Genomic DNA, 18,113 nt, shown 5'->3' with positions numbered 1-18,113 from the left:
AAGCAGAAATGAGGTTGGATGCCAATGATGATATTAGCATTCGTGACCTTGATGACAATCAAAATCTCCGCTTGATGGCCTCTATTCAAGCACAGCGTGGTAAATTCACCCGTATTTCTGCTGATCTGGGCATTTTTTTCAATATCCTCAGGGTTTATGAATAAGCCCCCAGGCTGTCATCGGTACGACAGGCCAGGTTTTCAGCAATCTCCTGTGAGCCTGGTGGGCACGCTTCGGTGGCTGGCATCGTCTCCGTCTTGTGCTTGCTTACTTCAGTACCTGAGCTTACAGGCGTATTGCTGTAATCCTGCCCTATCTGTCCTATGTCATGACTGAAATACAGCCAGGGATAAGCGTTATTGTCATAGCTGGTGTGATAGTTGTTATCGTATTCCGGGCTGGCATTCTCAATTTGTGGCCCGCCGCCCCTCCTGGAAATCTGGCGCGCCCGCTCCGCCAACTGGCGGATATAGACTTGCAGTTCCATGGGCAGGGGCTGGCCACTGGCCTGGTATTTTTCCAGGGTTTGTATGCCAGCCCGGGTTTCGTAGTACAACTTTTCCAGCTTTTGTTTTGCTTCACTGGCCAGGGTGATTTGTTCATCCAGGCTGCGCAAATCTCCACCCTTGCGGGTATCCAGGAAAAAAGCCAGGCGTATTCTCAAGGTGGTCAATGCCGTAGCCGCACCTGGCCTGGTAAACAAACCCAGTATCTTGCGATTGTCGCTAAAAATGCCGCGCACCATGTCGTCGACAAAACCAGGGCAAGCCTGCGTCAGCGTATCCAGCGTAGCGCCAGAAAAGTCAGGCAGCAGGCGCGCCACCTGGTTTTCCAGCACCTGACGCCTGTGTGCTTGCAATTGCTCCAGTGAGCTGGTCTGGCTGGCGATCTCTTCCTGCATGGCCTGCACTGCATTTTGCAAACCCTGTAAAGCCAGTTGCATGTCCGGCAGGGCAGTATCGACGACGGCTATCGCTTTATCCTGGTTTGATTCACGCATGGAGCACCTTTTCATGAGTTTCGCCATCTTCACGGCGGGAAGCAAAATAATCGATAAAATACTGACGCAAACCGGGCTTGCCCATGCCAGCATGCCATTCCAGCGGCTGGCCTGCAGGCATGCTCAAATCTGTCCAGGGGTTGAATCCCAGATCAGTGATTTCATGCATGCGCAAAAAATAGCGCCTGTGTGCCACTTCACCATGCCACAGGTGACGGATTTCACCATTCACCACTCCCAGCTGCCCCTGCACCTGCAGATAAAACCGTTGGCCCCAGGCTTGCAGGTGGGCGATCTGGGCCTGGTCATGCTTCAAGGCATTTTGTATGCAAAAATTATAGTCGCCATAAATCGCATGCGCCATGAAATGATCTGCACTGCCCGATATAGCAGCTTCATACAGACCCACGCTATCGAACAGGCTACGCCGCATGGCCCAGCCGTAGCCAGTATGCCCATGCGTATCATAACGCCCCGCATGCAAAGTCGCTGGCTGGGCTTGCATGACAGTCGCAAATGAGGTAACACGGTCGGCGACAGCCCCCACGCCGCCGCCCTGTTCCAGCCGCAAGCAAGTTTGCCAGACTTGCGCCACCGGGTATTGCTGCAATACCGCCACCAGCTCTTTGGCCCAGTGCCTGTTCTCAAACATGATGTCACAATCCAGCCAGGCGACATAACGACAACTGGCAGGCAACCATGATGCGGCCAGATTCAATAATCGTTCCTTCTGCCACAGCAAAGTGGCTGAGCGCAATTGCAAGACATCGACAGCCGCAGGCAACTCAAACGGCGCATCACCAAATGCACATTCCACGGTAATGCAAGTTACCCCCGCAGCCCGCATGCCCTGCATGAAGATGTCATAGTTTTGCCTGCGCGACGCATAGCGGCAGGGATTAAAATAAGTGGTCAGGATGACGAGTTCAGACATGGATGCGCGTATACACGGTTCTTCTCAGTTAAGGGTTTTGATCAATATCCTGGATCGTTCAGCAAGGCACCTGTCTTCCAGGTATCGATCATGCACTGGAAAATAAATTTGCCGCGTTCGCTCAAATACAGGCCCTCCCCCTTCTGACCAAAGTCCTCACGGTAGATTTCCAGATAGCGGGCCGCGCAGGCGCGCTGTTCTTGATTCATTGCCTGATAGAGCGGCATCCTGCCTTGCTGAAAACTAGTCCATGCACCGTCAGTCAATTCATGACCGATCTCATTAAAGTCTGCCACCTCAGGAGCCAAAGGCAATAATAAAGCATCAGCAACTTCTGCAGGATAATCATGACGATCGCCGCCATAATAGAGCGCCAGTGCAGCCAACTTCAAAAAAGCTGGCAGGTAATACACTAATGCAGGTAAAGGAAACAATTTCAAATTGTGCGAGAGGCAGCAATCCAGACGACGCAGGCTAAGCCCTGTTATTTCGCGCCAATTGTAGTCAGCAAAAACCTCTTTTGCCTCAGAGCCTATCCTGTCCTGTGGCCAGACTATTGCTGGGCGCGCCAGAGGGAATGCTGCATTGAGCTGGTTTTCAAAATTAAAATAGTCAACGATATTCATCTAATATTCCTTCGTCCATCTACAAAATCGCCTGAGATTTTAACCGTCTTAAAGCACGCGCACAAACCTCAGTGACGCTCAGTGACATCTAACATCACTTCGGCTAACCTCTTCCAGAAAACCGATATCTGAGCGAATATCCAAACATCATGAAATTCCAGTAAACTAAAGCCGCGCGTCGAATTCACTGCAAAAGAATCGCTGCAAAATTGGATGCCCTTACTATAGCCCATTATCAGACTTTACCCCATGCGCCTGCAAATCCTGTCCGACCTGCACCTGGAAGCCTGGGGTGACACTGCCCCCTTAGGCAACCCAGCCATCAGCCAGCCTGATGTTGTGGTACTGGCCGGTGACATCCATGCGGGCAGCAAGGCGGTGAGCTGGGCTGCACAGCACTTTGCTGGTATCCCGGTGCTCTATGTGCATGGCAATCACGAAGCCTATGGCAAAAACCTGGAAGACATGCAGGCTGATATCGCAAGTGCCTGCGAAGCCACTGACAATGTGCACTTTCTCAATGCCAGTGAATACCAGCTAGGTGATGTCCGTTTTCTGGGGGCGACACTATGGACAGATTTTTGTCTGTTTGGTCAAACAGAACTGCCCTACACCCTGAAGGAGGCAGAAGACCTGATGCCTGACTATCAGCGCATCACCCTGGCAGAGCAAGGCTATCGCAAGCTCCTGCCAACAGATACCAAGAAAATTCATCTTCAACAAACATCCTGGCTCAAGCAACGACTCAATACCAGCTTCAGTGGCCGCACCGTCGTCGTCACTCATATGGCACCATCCATGCAATCAGTGGCAGCGCGCTATGCCGACGACCTGCTATCCGCCGCCTTCGCCTCACGACTCGATGAACTGGCGCAAAAGGCTGACTTGTGGATACACGGTCACATGCATGAAAGCTTTGACTACCACCTGGGAAAATGCCGTGTGATCTGCAATCCCTGTGGTTATCCACTGCATAATGGCAGGATCGAGAATGAGAACTTTGATCCAGATTTGGTGGTCATACTGTGATGCAGGCCCCTATCAACAAGCACAGGATATCTTCATGAATACAGATTGGCACAGCATAGAAATCTCACGCGCAACGCCTGTTGACGCAAGCTACAAAAACACGCAGAACGTCAGGCGATTTTTAACAGTGGAATGTGGGGATGGTTTCAAGTTTGATCGCGACTTCATGGCCTGGATAGGCAATGGCGAACACAAGACCATGGGGGATGTGGCCGATGAATGGCGCCGGCGGCGTGCTGGCAAAGCCAGCTGAGACAAGCATCCAGCTCAGTCTGTATTACCAGCAGCAAACGCAGTAATGCAGGCGGTAATACAGACTGAGATCAGGAATTCAGACGACTACAGCGTCAAACTCAACCCAGCCAGAGTTTGAATTCTATGCCGTTTTGTATCGTGCCTATGACTTGCGCCTGGTTCTCAGCACTCTCACAGAAGCTGGCGAGTACACCAGCAGCAGTGATGACACCCTTGCTTAACTGATTGTTCCAGTAATCAAAGCCTGCCTGGTCTGGTGCGCGGTGCAAGACATTCTGGTAAAAATTGGTAATCAGTGTGTTATTGGATGGATTGACACCATACAGCTTCTGGAATTCAGGCGACTGGAAAAAACCAGCAGCCACCGTCGTCAGGCTGGAACCCTTGTCCATGTCCTTGATCCAGTAACCCAGGCCTTCAAGGTCAGGCTTGCGGCCAAAGGCGGCCTGGTACAGGCGATATGCCTGACCTGCCGTGCCACTGATATCCAGAGCCAGGCTCTTGTCAAAAAACTGTATGCGCTCGACATTGCTCAGATTATCGACATCACCACTGGCATTCACGCGCAATTGATAAGCCGCGCCCACTTGCGTCACGGTATAAGCACTGGCTTGTGCCGCCATGATGACGGTATCAAGGCCTGTGCCACCGTCAATATTATGATTGCCCGTGCCGACATTGATGGCGTCATTGCCGCTACCTGCATTGACGTGCAAATGGCCACCACCGCCGTTGATGGTGATCAAGTCTGCACCCGCGCCAGAAGCGATGAGGTAATCAGAATACATGGTGGCAGGCAAATCCACATTGATGACGTCCGCACCGCTGAACAGGGATTCATTTGCCAGCATTTTTTCATCAATGATCTGACCGGCAGAAATCGGGGCAGAAAAGCCCGTCAAACGTGTATAACTGCCATCACGATATTCTGTGTCTGACGCCGTCATTGTGCCAGTCACCACAGACTTGCTCAAACCATTGCCGACAGAAATGGAGTTACCCGTGTAATTGAAGCTGCCGTCTATGGTGGCCGATGCCAGGAATTTATCAGCGGACGACATTATACGGGTAACAGTGCCAGAATTATTTCCATTGAGATCGGCCTTGATGGAACCGAATGCAGACAGGGATACATTGCCAAACAATGGATCATAGGCAGGATTGTTGGTAGCTACCAGCGTGTTGACTGACAAACTAGTTGACTGTGCCCCGGTACTATTAATAGTTAACGCACCTGCGCTATTAAGAGAATAGTTAAAAAAATACTGCCCAGTTTGTGTCAAAGACACCGAGCCACTTTTAAATAACTGCGAACTGGACGCTGTCGCCGACCCTTGTGTCGCATTTGGGTCACTGAGCACAACACCACTAAATGTGGATGTCGCACCATCAGGAAAGCCGAATTGCAAACTATAACCATTGAAGTTAGCGGAAGAATACAGTGAATGATCCTTGGACCACATTGCACCTAATTTTGAAAACGTATCAAACACACTGCCAAGCGAGCCATTGGTGGGCGGGTTTTTGATCAACTGCTGGTACATGGTAGTAACAACATTTTGCGACAGTTTGATAGAGACGTTTGCCATGGAGTTGCAATCAGGAAAATGAAGAGATAGTTAGAAAAGCGAATAGGCAATTAGTTCAGCCTGCTCACATTACATCGCGGCTTGCGGCTGCAATAATACCCGGCGAATGCTACAGAATTCTTTTTTAGATCGCAATGAAAACTGCCATTTAATTAAAATCTTAGCAAGATGAAAAGTACTTTTTAATTTCCCAGTCGTATAAACTCACGCGCAACTCCTGTTGACGCAAGCTATAAAACACCCGGAACTTCAGGCGTTTTTTAACTATGGAATGTGGCGATGGTTTCAAGTTTGATTGCGACTTCATGGCCTGGATAGGCAATGGAGAACATAAGATCACGGGGGATGAAGCCAGCTGAGATCAAGCTGACTGTTCAGCCTGTATTACCAGCGATAAACGCGGCAATACAGGCTGCAATCAGAAATTCAAACGACTACAGCGTCAAACTCAACCCAGCCAGACTTTGTAGTCTATGCCGTTTTGTATGGAGCCTATGACTTGCGCCTGGTTCTCTGCACTCTCACAAAAACTGGCGAGTACACCAGCAGCAGTGATGACACCCTTGCTTAACTGGTTATTCCAATAATCAAAACCTGGCTGGTCTGGTGCGCGGTGCAAGACGTTTTGGTAGAAATTGGTGATCAGGGTGGTGTTGGATGGATTGACACCGTAGAGCTTTTGAAACTCAGGCGACTGGAAGAAGCCGGCTGCAACCGTAGTCAGGCTGGACCCCTTGTCCATGTCCTTGATCCAGTAACCCAGACCTTCCAGATCAGGCTTGCGGCCAAAGGCAGCCTGGTAGAGACGATACGCCTGGCCTGCCGTACCACTGATATCAAGCGCCATGGCCTTGTCAGCAAACTGTATGCGCTCTACATTGCTCAGATTATCTGTGTCACCGCTGGCATTGACGCGCAGTTGATAAGCTGCACCCACTTGCTTGACAGTATAGGCACTGGATTGTCCGGCCAGGACGACCGTATCAAGCCCTGTGCCACCATCAATATTATGGTTGCCTGTACCTACATTGATGATGTCATTACCGCTGCCAGCATTGACGTGCAAACGGCCACCACCGCCATTGATGGTGATCAAGTCATTGCCTGCACCAGAAGCGATCAGATAGTCCGAATACATAGTGGCTGGCAAATCAACATTGATGGTGTCAGCGCCGCCGAACAGGGATTCATTTGCCAGCAGTTTTTCATCCACGACCTGGCTGGCAGCAAGCGGCGCAGAAACGCCCGTCAAACGCCAATAACTACCATCACGATATGCAGTGTCTGTTGCCGTCATCGTCCCTGTCACCACAGACTTGCTCAAACCATTGCCGACAGAGATAGAGTTGCCAGTGTAGTTGAAGCTGCCATCTACGATAGTTGATGCCAGGAATTTATCAGCGGTGGACATTATGCGGGTAACAGTACCAGAATTATTTGCATTGAGATCGGACTTGATGGAACCGAATGCAGACAGGGTTACATTCCCAAGCAAAGGATCATAGGAAGGGCTGTTGCTAGGTATCAGCGTCTCGACTGACAAACTAGTTGACTGTGCCCCTGTACTGTTAATAGTTAGCACGCCTGCGCTATTAAGAGAATAGTTAAAAAAATACTGCCCAGTTTGTGTCAAAGACACCGAGCCACTTTTAAATAACTGCGAACTGGACGCTGTCGCCGACCCTTGTGTCGCATTTGGGTCACTGAGGATAACGCCGCTATATGTGGATGTCGCACCATCAGGAAAGCCGAATTGCAAACTATAACCATTGAAGTTAGCAGAAGAATACAGTGAATGATCTTTCGACCACATTGCACCTAATTTTGAGAATGCATCAAACACACTGCCAACCGAACCATTGGTGGGCGGATTTTTGAGCAACATTTGGTACGTGGTAGTAACAACATTTTGCGAAAGCTTGATTGAGATGTTTGCCATGAGGTTGCAATCAGGAAAATAAGGAAATAGTTAGAAAAGCAATTAAGCAATTAGTTCTGCCCTGCTTAAACAATTTGCAGTTTGGGCCGCAAGAATACCCGGCGAATGCTACAGAATGATTTGTGGTCCCGCAATGAAAACCGTTAAAAAACTACAGTATTAACAAGCTTGAAATCACTGTTTAATTTCTCTTTCACATTTCACGCACTCAAAGAAAACTTACATTATTTAACAAATATCATTGCTAATTAAATATTACTGGTTTATATTTTCACCATGTTTTTCTGCGTTAAATTCGCGGCAGAGAGAAACCACTATATAAATTAACCAGGAGTACGCATGAAGCAGGGTCGCCTCTTAATTGTCATCACACTTCTCTTGACCCTATCTGCCTGCGAAGGTGGATGGTCCAGTGCCCGCTATCAACTGGTCACCTCTTCGGATGGCAAAGTCTACCGACTGGATGCGCAAAGTGGCACGGTCCATTACGTCACCGCAGAAAAAATGCTGGCCTTGAACGATGAACTGCCTACCCTGCATGTAGGGGAGTATTACCAGATGGCGGATGCCAAGGGCAATATCAAATATCTCAGATATGTAGGCAATGCCCAGTTTGAAAAAAGCCCGGCATCAACGCAGGTGAAGTAAACATGCTTGAGCAGTAATAGCGGCCCGTATAAAACTCCACCGCTCATCACTTTGACTCTCATCTTTGACTCAGTCATGAATGCAGCAAGGGATAAATGAGCAAGCCCAAAACTGCTGCAGCCACAATGATAACAGGCTCCTGTAATTTCTTGAATTTCCACAACAAGACGATGCTGAGCACCGCAATTATTGCGGTTGGCACATCCACTATGGAGCGCTTGGCGATGAGCAGTACAGAACCAGCAATCGCCCCTATGGCAGCTGCTGTAATACCATCGACAAAAGCGATCACGCCAGGTAACTTGCCGTATTTTTTAAAATAAGGTGCCGGGATAACAGTGAACAAATAACAGGGCAGAAAAGTCGCCAACGCGGCCACAGCAGCACCCGGCAAACCTGCCACCAGATAACCAATAAAACCAACGGTAATCACCACCGGCCCTGGCGTGATCATGGCAACTGCAACGGCATCGACAAACTGCTTGTCGCTCAACCAGTGATGCTCAGTCACCACGCCGCCATACAGAAAAGGCACAATCGCCAGGCCAGAACCAAATACAAAAGCACCAGCCTTGGCAAAGAAGATGGCGATCTGCGTTAACAGCGATGCATCCTGGGTGCTCAGCAAGCTGCCTATGACGGGAAATTGCAACAGTGTCAGGCCATGCAGCTTGCCACCACCCCGCCATTTCAGCCATGCTGGTGGCGCACGCAGTAGCCAGACCAGTACACCGGAGGCAATAAACAGCCAGGCAATTTCTGTCTCTGTGATAAAGGTCAGGGTTGCCAGCAAGAGATAAATCGCCCACAGCAATTTATCCTTGCCTATGCTTTTTTGCGTGAGCTTCCTGGTACTCATGATGATGATGCCCACCACCGCAGCCCCCACACCATAAAAGACCGCCTGCATCCAGGCCAGGCCTCCATAACTGACATAAGCCCAGCCCAGTACCACCACCATCAAAAAAGAAGGCAGCACAAAGGCAATGCCCGCCAGCGTCGCGCCTCTGATACGGTAATGCACATACCCCATATAAATACCTAGCTGCGCCGCCAGCGGCCCCGGTGCCAGTTGCGCCAGCGCCAGACCTTCCTTGTAATCAGCAGGCGAAATCCAGCCCCGCTGCTCTACCAGGTCACGCTGCATATAAGCAACCAGAGCCACAGGACCACCAAAACCCAGCGCCCCCAAACGCAGCATATACAGCACCATTTGCCACAGTGTATAAGCGGGCGTGTTTTGCGACGTGTCGACGCCCTCCTGCTCTGCATCCATCTGGCTGTGGCTCATGGCTGATATCCTTTCAGTGCTGGTGTGTGACTGATTACAGTTTTTTCTGCACTGGCAAACCGGGCAGCAGCTAGTGTTGCCAGCGATACCCAGTCGCCTGACAATGTCATGGCGATCAATCCCGCCTACTGCTCATCAAGACAAGCAGGATAGCTTGCTCAACGGTATCTACAAGTCATGCAATTTATTTAGTTTAACAGCTCAAATTTTTCTGCGTATTAACAATCTGCCGTATCTTCAACTAACTCGAAAAAATCTTTGCCATCTTGATAGTGTCGAATCAATCGCATCCGGGGCTCATCCATGTTTAACAGAGTTACGGTTTGCGCAGATAGCAAAAGTAAATGGCTTTGATTTACAAAATTTTCTTTTGGAACGGCCATTAACTGCTCAGCCAACACGATGGCTGCACCCCGTATTTGACACTGTCGCTGAGGACCAAAGAAATTCACCGAAATATTTTCACTGGCAAGAACAAGACGTACATTTATCGAAGGAGCATATGTTTTCAACATGCTTAAGGCTGCGGCAAGTGCCAACTCAGTTTGAATAGACGATGATGTCGATACAGGATTTTTCCAGTATGCAAGAACTTGACCACCTATTTGACAGGCAAGAACCCCATGACATTGTTCAATTAATTTTACAAGCCTGTTAGTTTCTTTTGAAAGAAACTGAACAAGCTCATATGGCTGCATGCTGTCAGCAAGCACATCGATATTCTGCAGGCTTATCGACAAAACCGTAGCGTGTCCGCTGTATGGCGCATTCACTACGTCAATAGGTGTATAGCTGGGATAGGCATTTTTGCGTTTTGTCAGTCGACCATATAAGTCAGAAAATAATCTATGCATCACTTTCATAAGGATTTACTTTCTCATCAAAAGCGGATGCTGGCTTGACAATCACAGATCGTAAACATGTTCTTAAGCACCTAGATCGAGTTTATAAGCAATCCAGGCAATCAATAGATAAATAAGAAGGTAGGTAATAATCAAAAACCATACAGGTGGGGGGCAGCCTATCCGCTCAATCAAGTTTGAACAAGAATCAAACGGCATCAACCACTCCAGAAATGTAGTGAATGCTCCAGCAACAATACCAGCGCCTATCCAAAAACTTCCTGGTTGATTCCTAAAAGTTCTTTTTTCTCGTTTAGATGTATTCATGTAATTGACCTAATGGTCGACTTAAAGCCATATTTATATAATTCAATTCAACATTCACATAGATTCAAACATATCGCCATGAAGGGTGAAATCAATTAAATGCGGTGATCATTTCCAATATTAAGAACTCTGCAAGAGTCGTTAATATGAAGCTAGCGATGACACGTTGAAATTATATAGTGGCGAAACATAGACCTATCAAAATAACAAAAGCGTAAACCTGGAATCGTAACAATAGCTTAAAATTATTACAAGACAGTCTCTACTGCCAAGCCCACTCATCTTCCATGTAAATCAGCAAAAATATGCTCCAACGACAGCAAGGCCAACTCATTGTTTTTGATCTGGATGAAACGCTGGTTCATGCCAGCTTGATGGAATTGGGGCATCCTGCCGCATTCACATTTCCGCCTTACTTTGTTTATCAACGGCCATTTCTTGATGAAATGCTGGTAGCGCTCGCGCCAGATTTTGATCTGGCAGTATGGTCATCTTCATCACAAGCATATGTGGATGTTGTTGTAGCCCAAGTATTTGGTACTCGTTACCCTATACGGTTTGCCTGGTCGGTTGAACGCTGTGTGCAACGCGTTGATATCAGGAGCAATAGCTATGTGTACATGAAAGATTTAAGAAAAATCCAGGGGCAAGGCTATACCTTGGAGCAAATCACAATGGTCGATGACTCCCCAGAAAAAATCGCCAGGCAACCAAGAAACCATTTGGCCATCCATCCCTACACTGGTGACCCAGGTGATACAGGCTTGCTGGATTTAATCGCGCATTTTAAAAATACTCTCCCCTGAAATTAAGCACGTTCACGATACACACCACCCTTGCTTGCGAATCCAAAAATGCAAGGCCAGCTCATGACTGAGCAAAGTCATTCGCGACGCTACGTCTGTCTGCGCAACCATACTAATGCCGAATCAACTTCTGGCCTGGGCAGATGGCCTGCACTCCTGACGAGATGGTAGGTGTGCCCGGGTATGCTGATATCAAAGGGCTGGACCAGGCGCCCTGCTGCGATGTCATCTGCCACCAGCTCAAGGCTCAACAGGGCAACACCCTGGCCAGCCAGAGCTGCCTGGATGGCATGGCCTTCGTCGGAAAAAAGCAGCTGACCCTGACGCGCCTTCCAGGGCAAATCTGCTGCGCTGAACCAGTTTTTCCAGGTAGGGTTGAGCGGGTGCTCGTGGGTCCATTTGAAATCGATCAGCTTTAGCTGGGCCAGATCTGCCAGCCTTATTGCTCCGAGCGTGGGGCTGGACACTGGCGCGAAGCTGTCAGTGAACAGCGGCTCTGCGATCATGCCGGGATACGGCCCCCTCCCATAACGTATCGCTATGTCTGCCAACTCAGACCCCAGGTCGACTGCCCGATCAGATGCGTGCAACTCCAGGTCGATTTCTGGATATAGTTTTTGGAAACCCGTCACCCGGGGTGCTAACCAGCGTGCCATGAAGGCATTGGTAGTCGAAATGATGACACGGCGGCGTGCCTGTGGCTTTCCCAGCCCTTGCAGGGCCGATTCAAAGGCGTTGAAACCATCACGCAGCACTGGATACAGCTCTACCCCGGCCTCGGTCAACACCACTTTGCGCACCTGTCGCTCGAACAGGCACAGGCCAGTGTATTCCTCAAGCAGGCGAATCTGGTGGCTGATCGCGGTCGGCGTGACAGCAAGTTCATTGGCAGCCTGTTTGAAACTGCCGTGGCGGGCTGCCGCTTCAAATGCGCGTAGCGCTGAGAGTGAGGGGAGTCGTCGCATTGCGCCGCTGATCAATAAAAATAAGGGATAAAAATGACAGATGAGAATAACTCATCTTATGCCTGACAATTAAGAGTTTGTCAACGTAAAGGCGCAGGCCTATCTTCTCGCTGCGGCCCTGACAGGCCGGGCACTCTCCCCTACCTTTACGAAAGGAACACATCATGTTCGAACGCATTATTACCCAGCCAGACAATTACGAACCCTATCTGCTTTCGCAGGCTATCAAATTCGGCAACCTGCTCTTCGTCTCCGGCCAGGCTGGCGCGGACGACGATGGCAAGATAGTCTCCGGTGGCTTCCGCGCCCAGAGTCAGCAGGCGTTTGCCAATCTCAGGCGCGCACTTGAAGCCGGTGGATCGAGCCTTGAAGACGTCGTCAAGGTCACCATCTTCGTGACCGATATGGGCAACTTCAAAGAAGTCGTGGAATTGCGTCGTCAGTTTTTCACCGCGCCCTATCCTGCCGATACCATCGCCGAAATCAAGGCCCTCTACGATCCTGCGGCCATGATAGAGATTGAGGCGATTGCCGCAGTCCGACCTCATGCCGGGAGCTGATATGAGTGCTACCAATACCCTGTTTGAACCTCTGCTTATCGGTCACATGCCACTTAAAAATCGCCTGGCAGTAGCACCCATGACACGTGTCAGCGCAACTGAAAGTGGTTGCGCAACGGCGCACATGGCGCGCTATTACAGAGCCTTCGCCCAGGGTGGTTTTGGGCTACTCATCAGCGAGGGCATCTATACAGACCGTGCGTACTCGCAAGGCTACCTGAACCAGCCCGGCCTGTCCGACGACATCCAGCGCGATGCCTGGGTCAAGGTCATAGATGGTGTCCATCAAGACGGCGCACATATCATTGCGCAACTGATGCACGCTGGTGCGCTCTCGCAAGGCAATCCTTACCGCGGCGACACAGTCGGCCCATCGACGGTACGGCCCAAGGGACAACAGATGAGCTTCTATCGCGGCAAGGGCGACTATCCCATGCCACGCGCGATGACCCAGGAAGACATCGAGGAAGCGATCCGCGGTTTTGCCGACGCGGCGGTAAGGGCAAAACATGCGGGCTTCGACGGCGTCGAAATCCATGGGGCGAATGGCTACCTGTTAGACCAATTCCTCAGTGAAGGAAGCAACCTGCGCGATGACTGCTACGGCGGTGATACAGAACACCGCCTGCGCCTGATCGTCGAGGTCACGCAGGCCGTACGCGCGGCAGTTGGCCCTGAGTTCACTATCGGTCTGCGCATATCCCAAGGGAAGGTCAACGATTTTACGCACAAGTGGCGCAATGCAGAAGACGATGCAGCGATCATCTTCGGGACACTGGCAAAACTGCCTATCGACTATATCCACACGACCGAGTTTGAAGCATGGCAAAGCGCCTTCGGAACCGGCCCCAGCCTGGCCAGTTTGGCGAGACAGTATGCAGGCGTCCCCGTAATCGCCAATGGATCACTGCATGAGCCCACCCGCGCAGCCGACTTGATAATGAGCAGCCAAGCCGATCTCATATCACTAGGCCGCGGCGCGCTGACCCATGCCGACTGGCCAGCCCGCATACTGCGCGGCGCAGCCCTCAATGAATTCGATCCCGGAATCCTGTCCCCGATCGCAGACCTTGAGAACGAGGCTCGCCACCGCAAAGAGCGTGAGCACCAGGCATCAGTGTTGATGGCTGGCTGAGACAAGTTCCAGCGCTATAGCTAAGGAGCAGATGGGCTTTGCGATTGATGAAGCAGTGATCAAGAAAATCAAACTATGAAGGCTTGATTGATTTTGAGGTAAGCGAAGTTTGTGATTTATGCATACCCAGGACTAAGCTGTTGATGTTGATGTTGATGTTGATGTTGATGTTGATGTTGATGTTGATGTTGATGTTGGGTTTGACTTTGGGGTTGTCGTTGTTTTTGCCGTTCGCAGTTCCCATGTGTAGACGCCGTTTGTGCGGCACAGAAAATGGAAAGAGAAAGGCCGATGTTTGAGGTGTAGCAGGGGTTTCGTGCAGCACGCTGCACGCCTGCGTAACGGCATGCGCTTGCAAGCGCATGTTCCTAAAGCAAGGCCGCAGGCGAGTTTTCGGACTTTCCCATTTTTTGTACCGCATAAACGGGAACCCCCTTTAGGGGGCGGCTACGCCTGGGTCGCCTTTTTGGCATCCCTTTTTGGCGACGCAAAAAGGGATGTAGCTGCCGGTCTACCAACGGCCGGCAATCATAAATATTGTTCGCAGGTGAGTAAGAAGCGAACTTGAAAATCTCATTTATTTTTTGAATACGTAGATCGAAGGCCGAGTGTTGGGCTAAAAAGGCGTAGCCCAACCTACGAGCTGTTGCGGTTGCGGTTGTTTGCTGCTTTTGACGTTAGCAGTTCCCATGTATCGCACAAACGGGAACTCCCTTCAGGGGGCGACGACGCCTGGGTCGCCTTCTTTTGCTTCCTTTTCTTGGCGAGCAAGAAAAGGGAGTAGCTGCCGGTCTACCACCGGCCGGAAATCATAAATATTGTTCGCAGGTGAGTAAGAAGCGAACTTGAAAATCTCATTTATTTTTTGAATACGCAGATCGAAGGCCGAGTGTTGGGCTAAAAAGGCGTAGCCCAACCTACGAGCTAAGCCGCTTGCAAGCGACGCAGTGGAGTGCTATGCCTGGGTCGCCTTCTTTTGCTTCCTTTTCTTGGCGAGCAAGAAAAGGGAGTAGCTGCCGGTCTACCACCGGCCGGCAATCATAAATATTGCTCGCAGGTGAGTAAGAAGCGAACTTGAAAATCTCATTTATTTTTTGAATACGCAGATCGAAGGCCGAGTGTTGGGCTAAAAAGGCGTAGCCCAACCTACGATAATACAATAGCTTGCCACGAACGCCACTGGAATGCCAGCCGGTGGAATGACGTTAATGACGGTTACGGTAATTGGAGATTGTTTAGCCCGGTAACATACAAAAATTCAGACTATAATCCAGACAATAAAGCAAGCTTCATCTAACCCTGACGAGCCCCATCATGCGCCACCTCATCATCCTCCTCACCCTCGCCTGCGCCAGCAGTTTCACCTATGCACTCGACTGCAACAAAGCCGCCAATACCATGGAAATCAATGAGTGTGCTTCCATAGAGCAGCAAAAGGTCGAAGCCAAATTGAACCAGGTCTATCAACGCGTACTCAAAGGCATGGAAAAAGACTATGCCTCTGAAGGCAATTTTGCTGACATCAAAAAAACCTTCATCAATGCCCAGCGTGCTTGGATCAAGTTCCGCGAAGCGGATTGTGATGCCATCCATGAAAAGAACATCAGCGGCACCATACGTACTGTCATGCATATCAGTTGCATGCAGGCGCGTGCGAAACAACGTATAGCAGAGCTGGAAGACTACGAGAAAAATTAAACAGTTTCAATCGTGAGATTCTGGGTCTGCCTCCGCCTGCAACACCGGCGCGCACAAAGGCAGGACCAGGATAAAGCTGCTGCCCTCGCCCAGTTTTGATTGCAGGCTGATAGACCCGCCCAGTATGCTGGTGACGATGTTATAGGCGATGCTCATGCCCAGGCCCGAGCCGCCCTTGCCCAGCTTGGTGGTGAAGAAAGGGTCAAAGACGCGTGACTGATGTTCGTCCGGTATGCCTATGCCATCATCGCTGAAAATAATTTCGACCAGCCCGGTCTTGAGCGGTCGTGCTGTCAGCTTCATCTGGCCCTTGCTGCGGCCTTCAAAGGCATGTGACAGGGCATTGGTGACAAAGTTGGTGAGTACCTGGCCCAGGGGGCCGGGGTAACTGTCCATCATGATGCCGCTGGCCAGTTCGCACTGCATGCTATGCCCGGTTTTTTTATACATGGGCACCAGGGTGGCGATGATTTCTTCCAGGGTTTCCTTGAGCATGAAGGGGCGGCGCTGGTTGCTGGACTGGTCCACCGTGACTTGCTTGAAGCTGCTGATCAATTCATGGGCACTGCCCAGGTTACGCATCAGCAGTTCAGTGCCAGTGGTAATGGTGCTCAGATAATATTCTATGGTGGTACGACGCAGTTTGCCGGATTGCAGTTCAGCCCTGAGGGTACTGGATTCATCCTGCAAGGTACTGGCGACGGTGACGCTATTGCCTATCGGGGTATTGAGTTCATGGGCGATACCTGCCACCAGTGCACCCAGTGCCGCCATTTTTTCTGAGCGCACCAGTTCATCTTTGGTGCGGTTCAGGGTATTCATGGCTGCGGCCAGTTCGCTATTGGTTTGTTCCAGTGTGATGGTGCGTGAATGTACTCTGGATTCAAGTTCCTGGTTGATCTCGCGTATTTGCTGTTCCACTTCGCGCTGGCGGGTGATATCGACGCAGCAAAAAATGTAAAGCATTTCATGCTGGAATTCTATCGGGCGACCAAATAGCTCGCAAGTGATGATGCGCCCGTCCTTGCGTCTTTGTCGTACTTCAAAACGGTCCAGTATCTTGGCGGTTTGCAGGGCTGCCACCATTTTTTCGCGCTCACGCAAATCTACCCACAAACGAAAGTCACGCGAGGTTTTACCCGTCACATCTTCACGCTGAAAGCCAAACTGCAGCAACCAGAAGTTATTGACATCGACGAACTCGCCATTTTCTATTCGTATCAAGGCCAGCGCCATCGGTGAGAGCTGGAAGATGGCAGAAAATTTATACTCGCTCTGTATCAATTCCTGCTCATGACGCTGGCGCATTTGCAGGGTTTCGAGAAAGGCATTAAACCATGCCACCAGTTCGGTGATTTCATCCTTACCAGCGGGTAGTGGCAAGGGCTTACTGATATCGAATTTGTTTTCTTGCAGGTGCCGAAAACCATCAGAAATCGCCTTGACCGGTGCCACCATATTGCGTTTAAAATGCCGCCCGGCCAGGGTGATGACTACAAAGCAAATCAACATGACGATAGTTGCCAACAAGGCAATGCGATTAACCGGCGCCAGCAGGGTTTGCTTGGGTATCACACCAAACACACACCAGGCACCATCTGCCGTGCAAGAATAATTGACCAGGGCATTGTGCTCCCCCAGTTGCAGATGCACACTGCCGCTGTTGGTGTTATTCGTATTTCTGGTGCTGACCTGGTTGATTTTTTGCAGGTTTTCAAGCTCCGCCGGTGCTGTCTTGCCTATATCAGCATGCTCTGGTGCGTAGACCAGTCGCCCCTTGGCATCGGTCACCATCAGATACGCTTCACGTCCCAGGTCCAGCCGGGAAAAATTGTCTGCCAGATAGTCAGTGGAATAATTGATGAGCAACATGCCTACTGCTTGCGAATCCTGTTTTTCTTCTGAATAGCGGCGTATCACCTTGACTGCCGTCAAGACCTTGCGCAAGGGGGATGCGGTATTCAAATTATCTTCCACCCCCAGCCAAAGCAGGGATTGCGATGACTTGACAGCCACATCATAAATACGCTGGCGCTGAGCTTCATTGACGACTGGCACAGTCAGGGTGTCACCGACATAAAAACGATTGCCTTTGGCAGTAAACAAATCAATCGACACCAGGCCCTTGAGATTGGTGTAGGCATTCAGGCTCTGGCGTATGCCAACCTGGGCAGATAATTCATCATAAGAATTGCGCTCGCTTTTTTGGGCGGCATCGATATTGGCAATCGCTGTGCCTATCTCTTCTATGCTGGCGATGCGGGCGGCCAGGCTTTCTATCTGGCCGGTTTGCAGCAAGAGATAATCACGCTGGTTGCTCACCAGTTGCGCACTATAGCCACTGGCCATGTCCAGCATGGTGCGCTTGACCATGTCAAAAGAAATAACCGCATACGCCAGCAGGGGCAAGACGCTGACAATGAGCAGATAGGCTATCAACTTGATGGTGATATTCGGCTTGATCTTCAA

The 18,113-nt window shown here is 50.3% G+C and carries 19 protein-coding genes and 1 pseudogene; 9 read left to right on the top strand and 11 right to left on the bottom strand.

Translation table 11 applies throughout. The features are described from left to right. Nucleotides 1-14 precede the first annotated feature (14 nt). Nucleotides 15-164, top strand: coding sequence for a hypothetical protein (locus ACO0LF_RS19030; RefSeq protein WP_423016814.1), 150 nt, complete (start codon nt 15-17; stop codon nt 162-164). Here ACO0LF_RS19030 and ACO0LF_RS19025 read toward each other — a convergent pair. Genes ACO0LF_RS19025 through ACO0LF_RS19015 form a run of 3 tightly spaced genes read right to left on the bottom strand, consistent with a single transcriptional unit; the run spans nt 155 to nt 2,560 of the window. Then, a complete protein-coding gene (locus ACO0LF_RS19025; RefSeq protein ID WP_423016812.1) occupies nt 155-1,000 on the bottom strand; it encodes a hypothetical protein in 846 nt (281 codons plus the stop codon). The two genes, ACO0LF_RS19030 and ACO0LF_RS19025, sit on opposite strands and share 10 nt — an antisense overlap. Beyond that, the gene (locus ACO0LF_RS19020) at nt 993-1,934 is read right to left on the bottom strand and encodes a hypothetical protein (protein WP_423016810.1); all 942 of its coding nucleotides are present in this window, start codon (nt 1,932-1,934) and stop codon (nt 993-995) included. The genes ACO0LF_RS19025 and ACO0LF_RS19020 overlap by 8 nt, the downstream gene beginning before the upstream one ends. A 41-nt stretch (nt 1,935-1,975) precedes the next feature. After that, complete coding sequence (locus ACO0LF_RS19015; protein WP_423016808.1) at nt 1,976-2,560, bottom strand: hypothetical protein; 585 nt, start codon at nt 2,558-2,560, stop codon at nt 1,976-1,978. Nucleotides 2,561-2,809: 249 nt separating this feature from the next. Between ACO0LF_RS19015 and ACO0LF_RS19010 the strand changes: the two genes are divergently transcribed. Further along, entirely contained in the window at nt 2,810-3,589 is a 780-nt protein-coding gene (locus ACO0LF_RS19010) for a metallophosphoesterase (protein ID WP_423016806.1), read from the top strand. 34 nt (nt 3,590-3,623) lie between these two features. Then, the gene (locus ACO0LF_RS19005) at nt 3,624-3,842 is read left to right on the top strand and encodes a DUF6434 domain-containing protein (protein WP_423016804.1); all 219 of its coding nucleotides are present in this window, start codon (nt 3,624-3,626) and stop codon (nt 3,840-3,842) included. Between the two features lie 100 nt (nt 3,843-3,942). Here ACO0LF_RS19005 and ACO0LF_RS19000 read toward each other — a convergent pair whose 3' ends face one another. Further along, the gene (locus ACO0LF_RS19000; RefSeq protein WP_423016802.1) at nt 3,943-5,433 is read right to left on the bottom strand and encodes a DUF4214 domain-containing protein; all 1,491 of its coding nucleotides are present in this window, start codon (nt 5,431-5,433) and stop codon (nt 3,943-3,945) included. Between the two features lie 248 nt (nt 5,434-5,681). Here ACO0LF_RS19000 and ACO0LF_RS18995 point away from each other — a divergent pair. Further along, nucleotides 5,682-5,792: pseudogene (locus ACO0LF_RS18995) on the top strand (DUF6434 domain-containing protein); the annotation flags it as partial. Between the two features lie 89 nt (nt 5,793-5,881). Here the strand turns inward: ACO0LF_RS18995 and ACO0LF_RS18990 are convergent. Further along, nucleotides 5,882-7,318: a DUF4214 domain-containing protein gene (locus ACO0LF_RS18990; protein WP_423016800.1), complete on the bottom strand. Its 1,437-nt coding sequence runs from the start codon at nt 7,316-7,318 to the stop codon at nt 5,882-5,884. 393 nt (nt 7,319-7,711) lie between these two features. Between ACO0LF_RS18990 and ACO0LF_RS18985 the strand changes: the two genes are divergently transcribed. Then, nucleotides 7,712-8,020, top strand: a complete 309-nt coding sequence (locus ACO0LF_RS18985) for a hypothetical protein (protein WP_423016798.1) — start codon at nt 7,712-7,714, stop codon at nt 8,018-8,020. A gap of 73 nt (nt 8,021-8,093) precedes the next feature. On the opposite strand, the gene ACO0LF_RS18980 is transcribed toward ACO0LF_RS18985, so the two are convergent. From ACO0LF_RS18980 to ACO0LF_RS18970, 3 genes are all read right to left on the bottom strand, one after another. After that, nucleotides 8,094-9,311, bottom strand: a complete 1,218-nt coding sequence (locus ACO0LF_RS18980; protein WP_423016796.1) for a chromate transporter — start codon at nt 9,309-9,311, stop codon at nt 8,094-8,096. Nucleotides 9,312-9,529: 218 nt separating this feature from the next. Continuing rightward, nucleotides 9,530-10,174: a hypothetical protein gene (locus tag ACO0LF_RS18975; RefSeq protein WP_423016794.1), complete on the bottom strand. Its 645-nt coding sequence runs from the start codon at nt 10,172-10,174 to the stop codon at nt 9,530-9,532. A 63-nt stretch (nt 10,175-10,237) separates the two neighbouring features. After that, nucleotides 10,238-10,480: a hypothetical protein gene (locus tag ACO0LF_RS18970; RefSeq protein WP_423016792.1), complete on the bottom strand. Its 243-nt coding sequence runs from the start codon at nt 10,478-10,480 to the stop codon at nt 10,238-10,240. A 305-nt stretch (nt 10,481-10,785) separates the two neighbouring features. Here ACO0LF_RS18970 and ACO0LF_RS18965 point away from each other — a divergent pair, with 305 nt between their 5' ends. Then, entirely contained in the window at nt 10,786-11,286 is a 501-nt protein-coding gene (locus ACO0LF_RS18965; RefSeq protein ID WP_423016790.1) for an HAD family hydrolase, read from the top strand. A gap of 89 nt (nt 11,287-11,375) precedes the next feature. On the opposite strand, the gene ACO0LF_RS18960 is transcribed toward ACO0LF_RS18965, so the two are convergent. Beyond that, nucleotides 11,376-12,251: a LysR substrate-binding domain-containing protein gene (locus ACO0LF_RS18960; RefSeq protein ID WP_423016788.1), complete on the bottom strand. Its 876-nt coding sequence runs from the start codon at nt 12,249-12,251 to the stop codon at nt 11,376-11,378. Between the two features lie 164 nt (nt 12,252-12,415). Here ACO0LF_RS18960 and ACO0LF_RS18955 point away from each other — a divergent pair, with 164 nt between their 5' ends. After that, nucleotides 12,416-12,811 carry a RidA family protein gene (locus tag ACO0LF_RS18955; RefSeq protein ID WP_423016786.1) on the top strand — a complete coding sequence of 132 codons (396 nt, stop codon included), beginning with the start codon at nt 12,416-12,418 and terminating at the stop codon, nt 12,809-12,811. Between the two features lies 1 nt (nt 12,812). Continuing rightward, nucleotides 12,813-13,946: an NADH:flavin oxidoreductase gene (locus tag ACO0LF_RS18950; protein WP_423016784.1), complete on the top strand. Its 1,134-nt coding sequence runs from the start codon at nt 12,813-12,815 to the stop codon at nt 13,944-13,946. A gap of 73 nt (nt 13,947-14,019) precedes the next feature. On the opposite strand, the gene ACO0LF_RS18945 is transcribed toward ACO0LF_RS18950, so the two are convergent. Further along, a complete protein-coding gene (locus tag ACO0LF_RS18945) occupies nt 14,020-14,304 on the bottom strand; it encodes a hypothetical protein (protein ID WP_423016782.1) in 285 nt (94 codons plus the stop codon). Nucleotides 14,305-15,260: 956 nt separating this feature from the next. On the opposite strand from ACO0LF_RS18945, the gene ACO0LF_RS18940 reads away from it, so the two are divergent. Then, entirely contained in the window at nt 15,261-15,644 is a 384-nt protein-coding gene (locus ACO0LF_RS18940) for a lysozyme inhibitor LprI family protein (protein ID WP_423016780.1), read from the top strand. A 6-nt stretch (nt 15,645-15,650) separates the two neighbouring features. On the opposite strand, the gene ACO0LF_RS18935 is transcribed toward ACO0LF_RS18940, so the two are convergent. Beyond that, nucleotides 15,651-18,113 carry an ATP-binding protein gene (locus ACO0LF_RS18935; protein ID WP_423016778.1) on the bottom strand — a complete coding sequence of 821 codons (2,463 nt, stop codon included), beginning with the start codon at nt 18,111-18,113 and terminating at the stop codon, nt 15,651-15,653.

The organism is Undibacterium sp. Di27W, from assembly GCF_049340345.1.
Taxonomy (GTDB): Bacteria; Pseudomonadota; Gammaproteobacteria; order Burkholderiales; family Burkholderiaceae_D; genus Undibacterium.
This window is presented reverse-complemented; position numbering and strand designations above follow the sequence as displayed.

Bases quoted from the DNA above. Each gene is read 5' to 3' on its own strand.
- ACO0LF_RS19025 (WP_423016812.1), bottom strand. From the start codon at position 1,000: ATGCGTGAATCAAACCAGGATAAAGCGATAGCCGTCGTCGATACTGCC.
- ACO0LF_RS19020 (WP_423016810.1), bottom strand. From the start codon at position 1,934: ATGTCTGAACTCGTCATCCTGACCACTTATTTTAATCCCTGCCGCTAT.
- ACO0LF_RS19015 (WP_423016808.1), bottom strand. From the start codon at position 2,560: ATGAATATCGTTGACTATTTTAATTTTGAAAACCAGCTCAATGCAGCA.
- ACO0LF_RS19010 (WP_423016806.1), top strand. From the start codon at position 2,810: ATGCGCCTGCAAATCCTGTCCGACCTGCACCTGGAAGCCTGGGGTGAC.
- ACO0LF_RS19005 (WP_423016804.1), top strand. From the start codon at position 3,624: ATGAATACAGATTGGCACAGCATAGAAATCTCACGCGCAACGCCTGTT.
- ACO0LF_RS19000 (WP_423016802.1), bottom strand. From the start codon at position 5,433: ATGGCAAACGTCTCTATCAAACTGTCGCAAAATGTTGTTACTACCATG.
- ACO0LF_RS18990 (WP_423016800.1), bottom strand. From the start codon at position 7,318: ATGTTGCTCAAAAATCCGCCCACCAATGGTTCGGTTGGCAGTGTGTTT.
- ACO0LF_RS18985 (WP_423016798.1), top strand. From the start codon at position 7,712: ATGAAGCAGGGTCGCCTCTTAATTGTCATCACACTTCTCTTGACCCTA.
- ACO0LF_RS18980 (WP_423016796.1), bottom strand. From the start codon at position 9,311: ATGAGCCACAGCCAGATGGATGCAGAGCAGGAGGGCGTCGACACGTCG.
- ACO0LF_RS18975 (WP_423016794.1), bottom strand. From the start codon at position 10,174: ATGAAAGTGATGCATAGATTATTTTCTGACTTATATGGTCGACTGACA.
- ACO0LF_RS18970 (WP_423016792.1), bottom strand. From the start codon at position 10,480: ATGAATACATCTAAACGAGAAAAAAGAACTTTTAGGAATCAACCAGGA.
- ACO0LF_RS18965 (WP_423016790.1), top strand. From the start codon at position 10,786: ATGCTCCAACGACAGCAAGGCCAACTCATTGTTTTTGATCTGGATGAA.
- ACO0LF_RS18960 (WP_423016788.1), bottom strand. From the start codon at position 12,251: ATGCGACGACTCCCCTCACTCTCAGCGCTACGCGCATTTGAAGCGGCA.
- ACO0LF_RS18955 (WP_423016786.1), top strand. From the start codon at position 12,416: ATGTTCGAACGCATTATTACCCAGCCAGACAATTACGAACCCTATCTG.
- ACO0LF_RS18950 (WP_423016784.1), top strand. From the start codon at position 12,813: ATGAGTGCTACCAATACCCTGTTTGAACCTCTGCTTATCGGTCACATG.
- ACO0LF_RS18940 (WP_423016780.1), top strand. From the start codon at position 15,261: ATGCGCCACCTCATCATCCTCCTCACCCTCGCCTGCGCCAGCAGTTTC.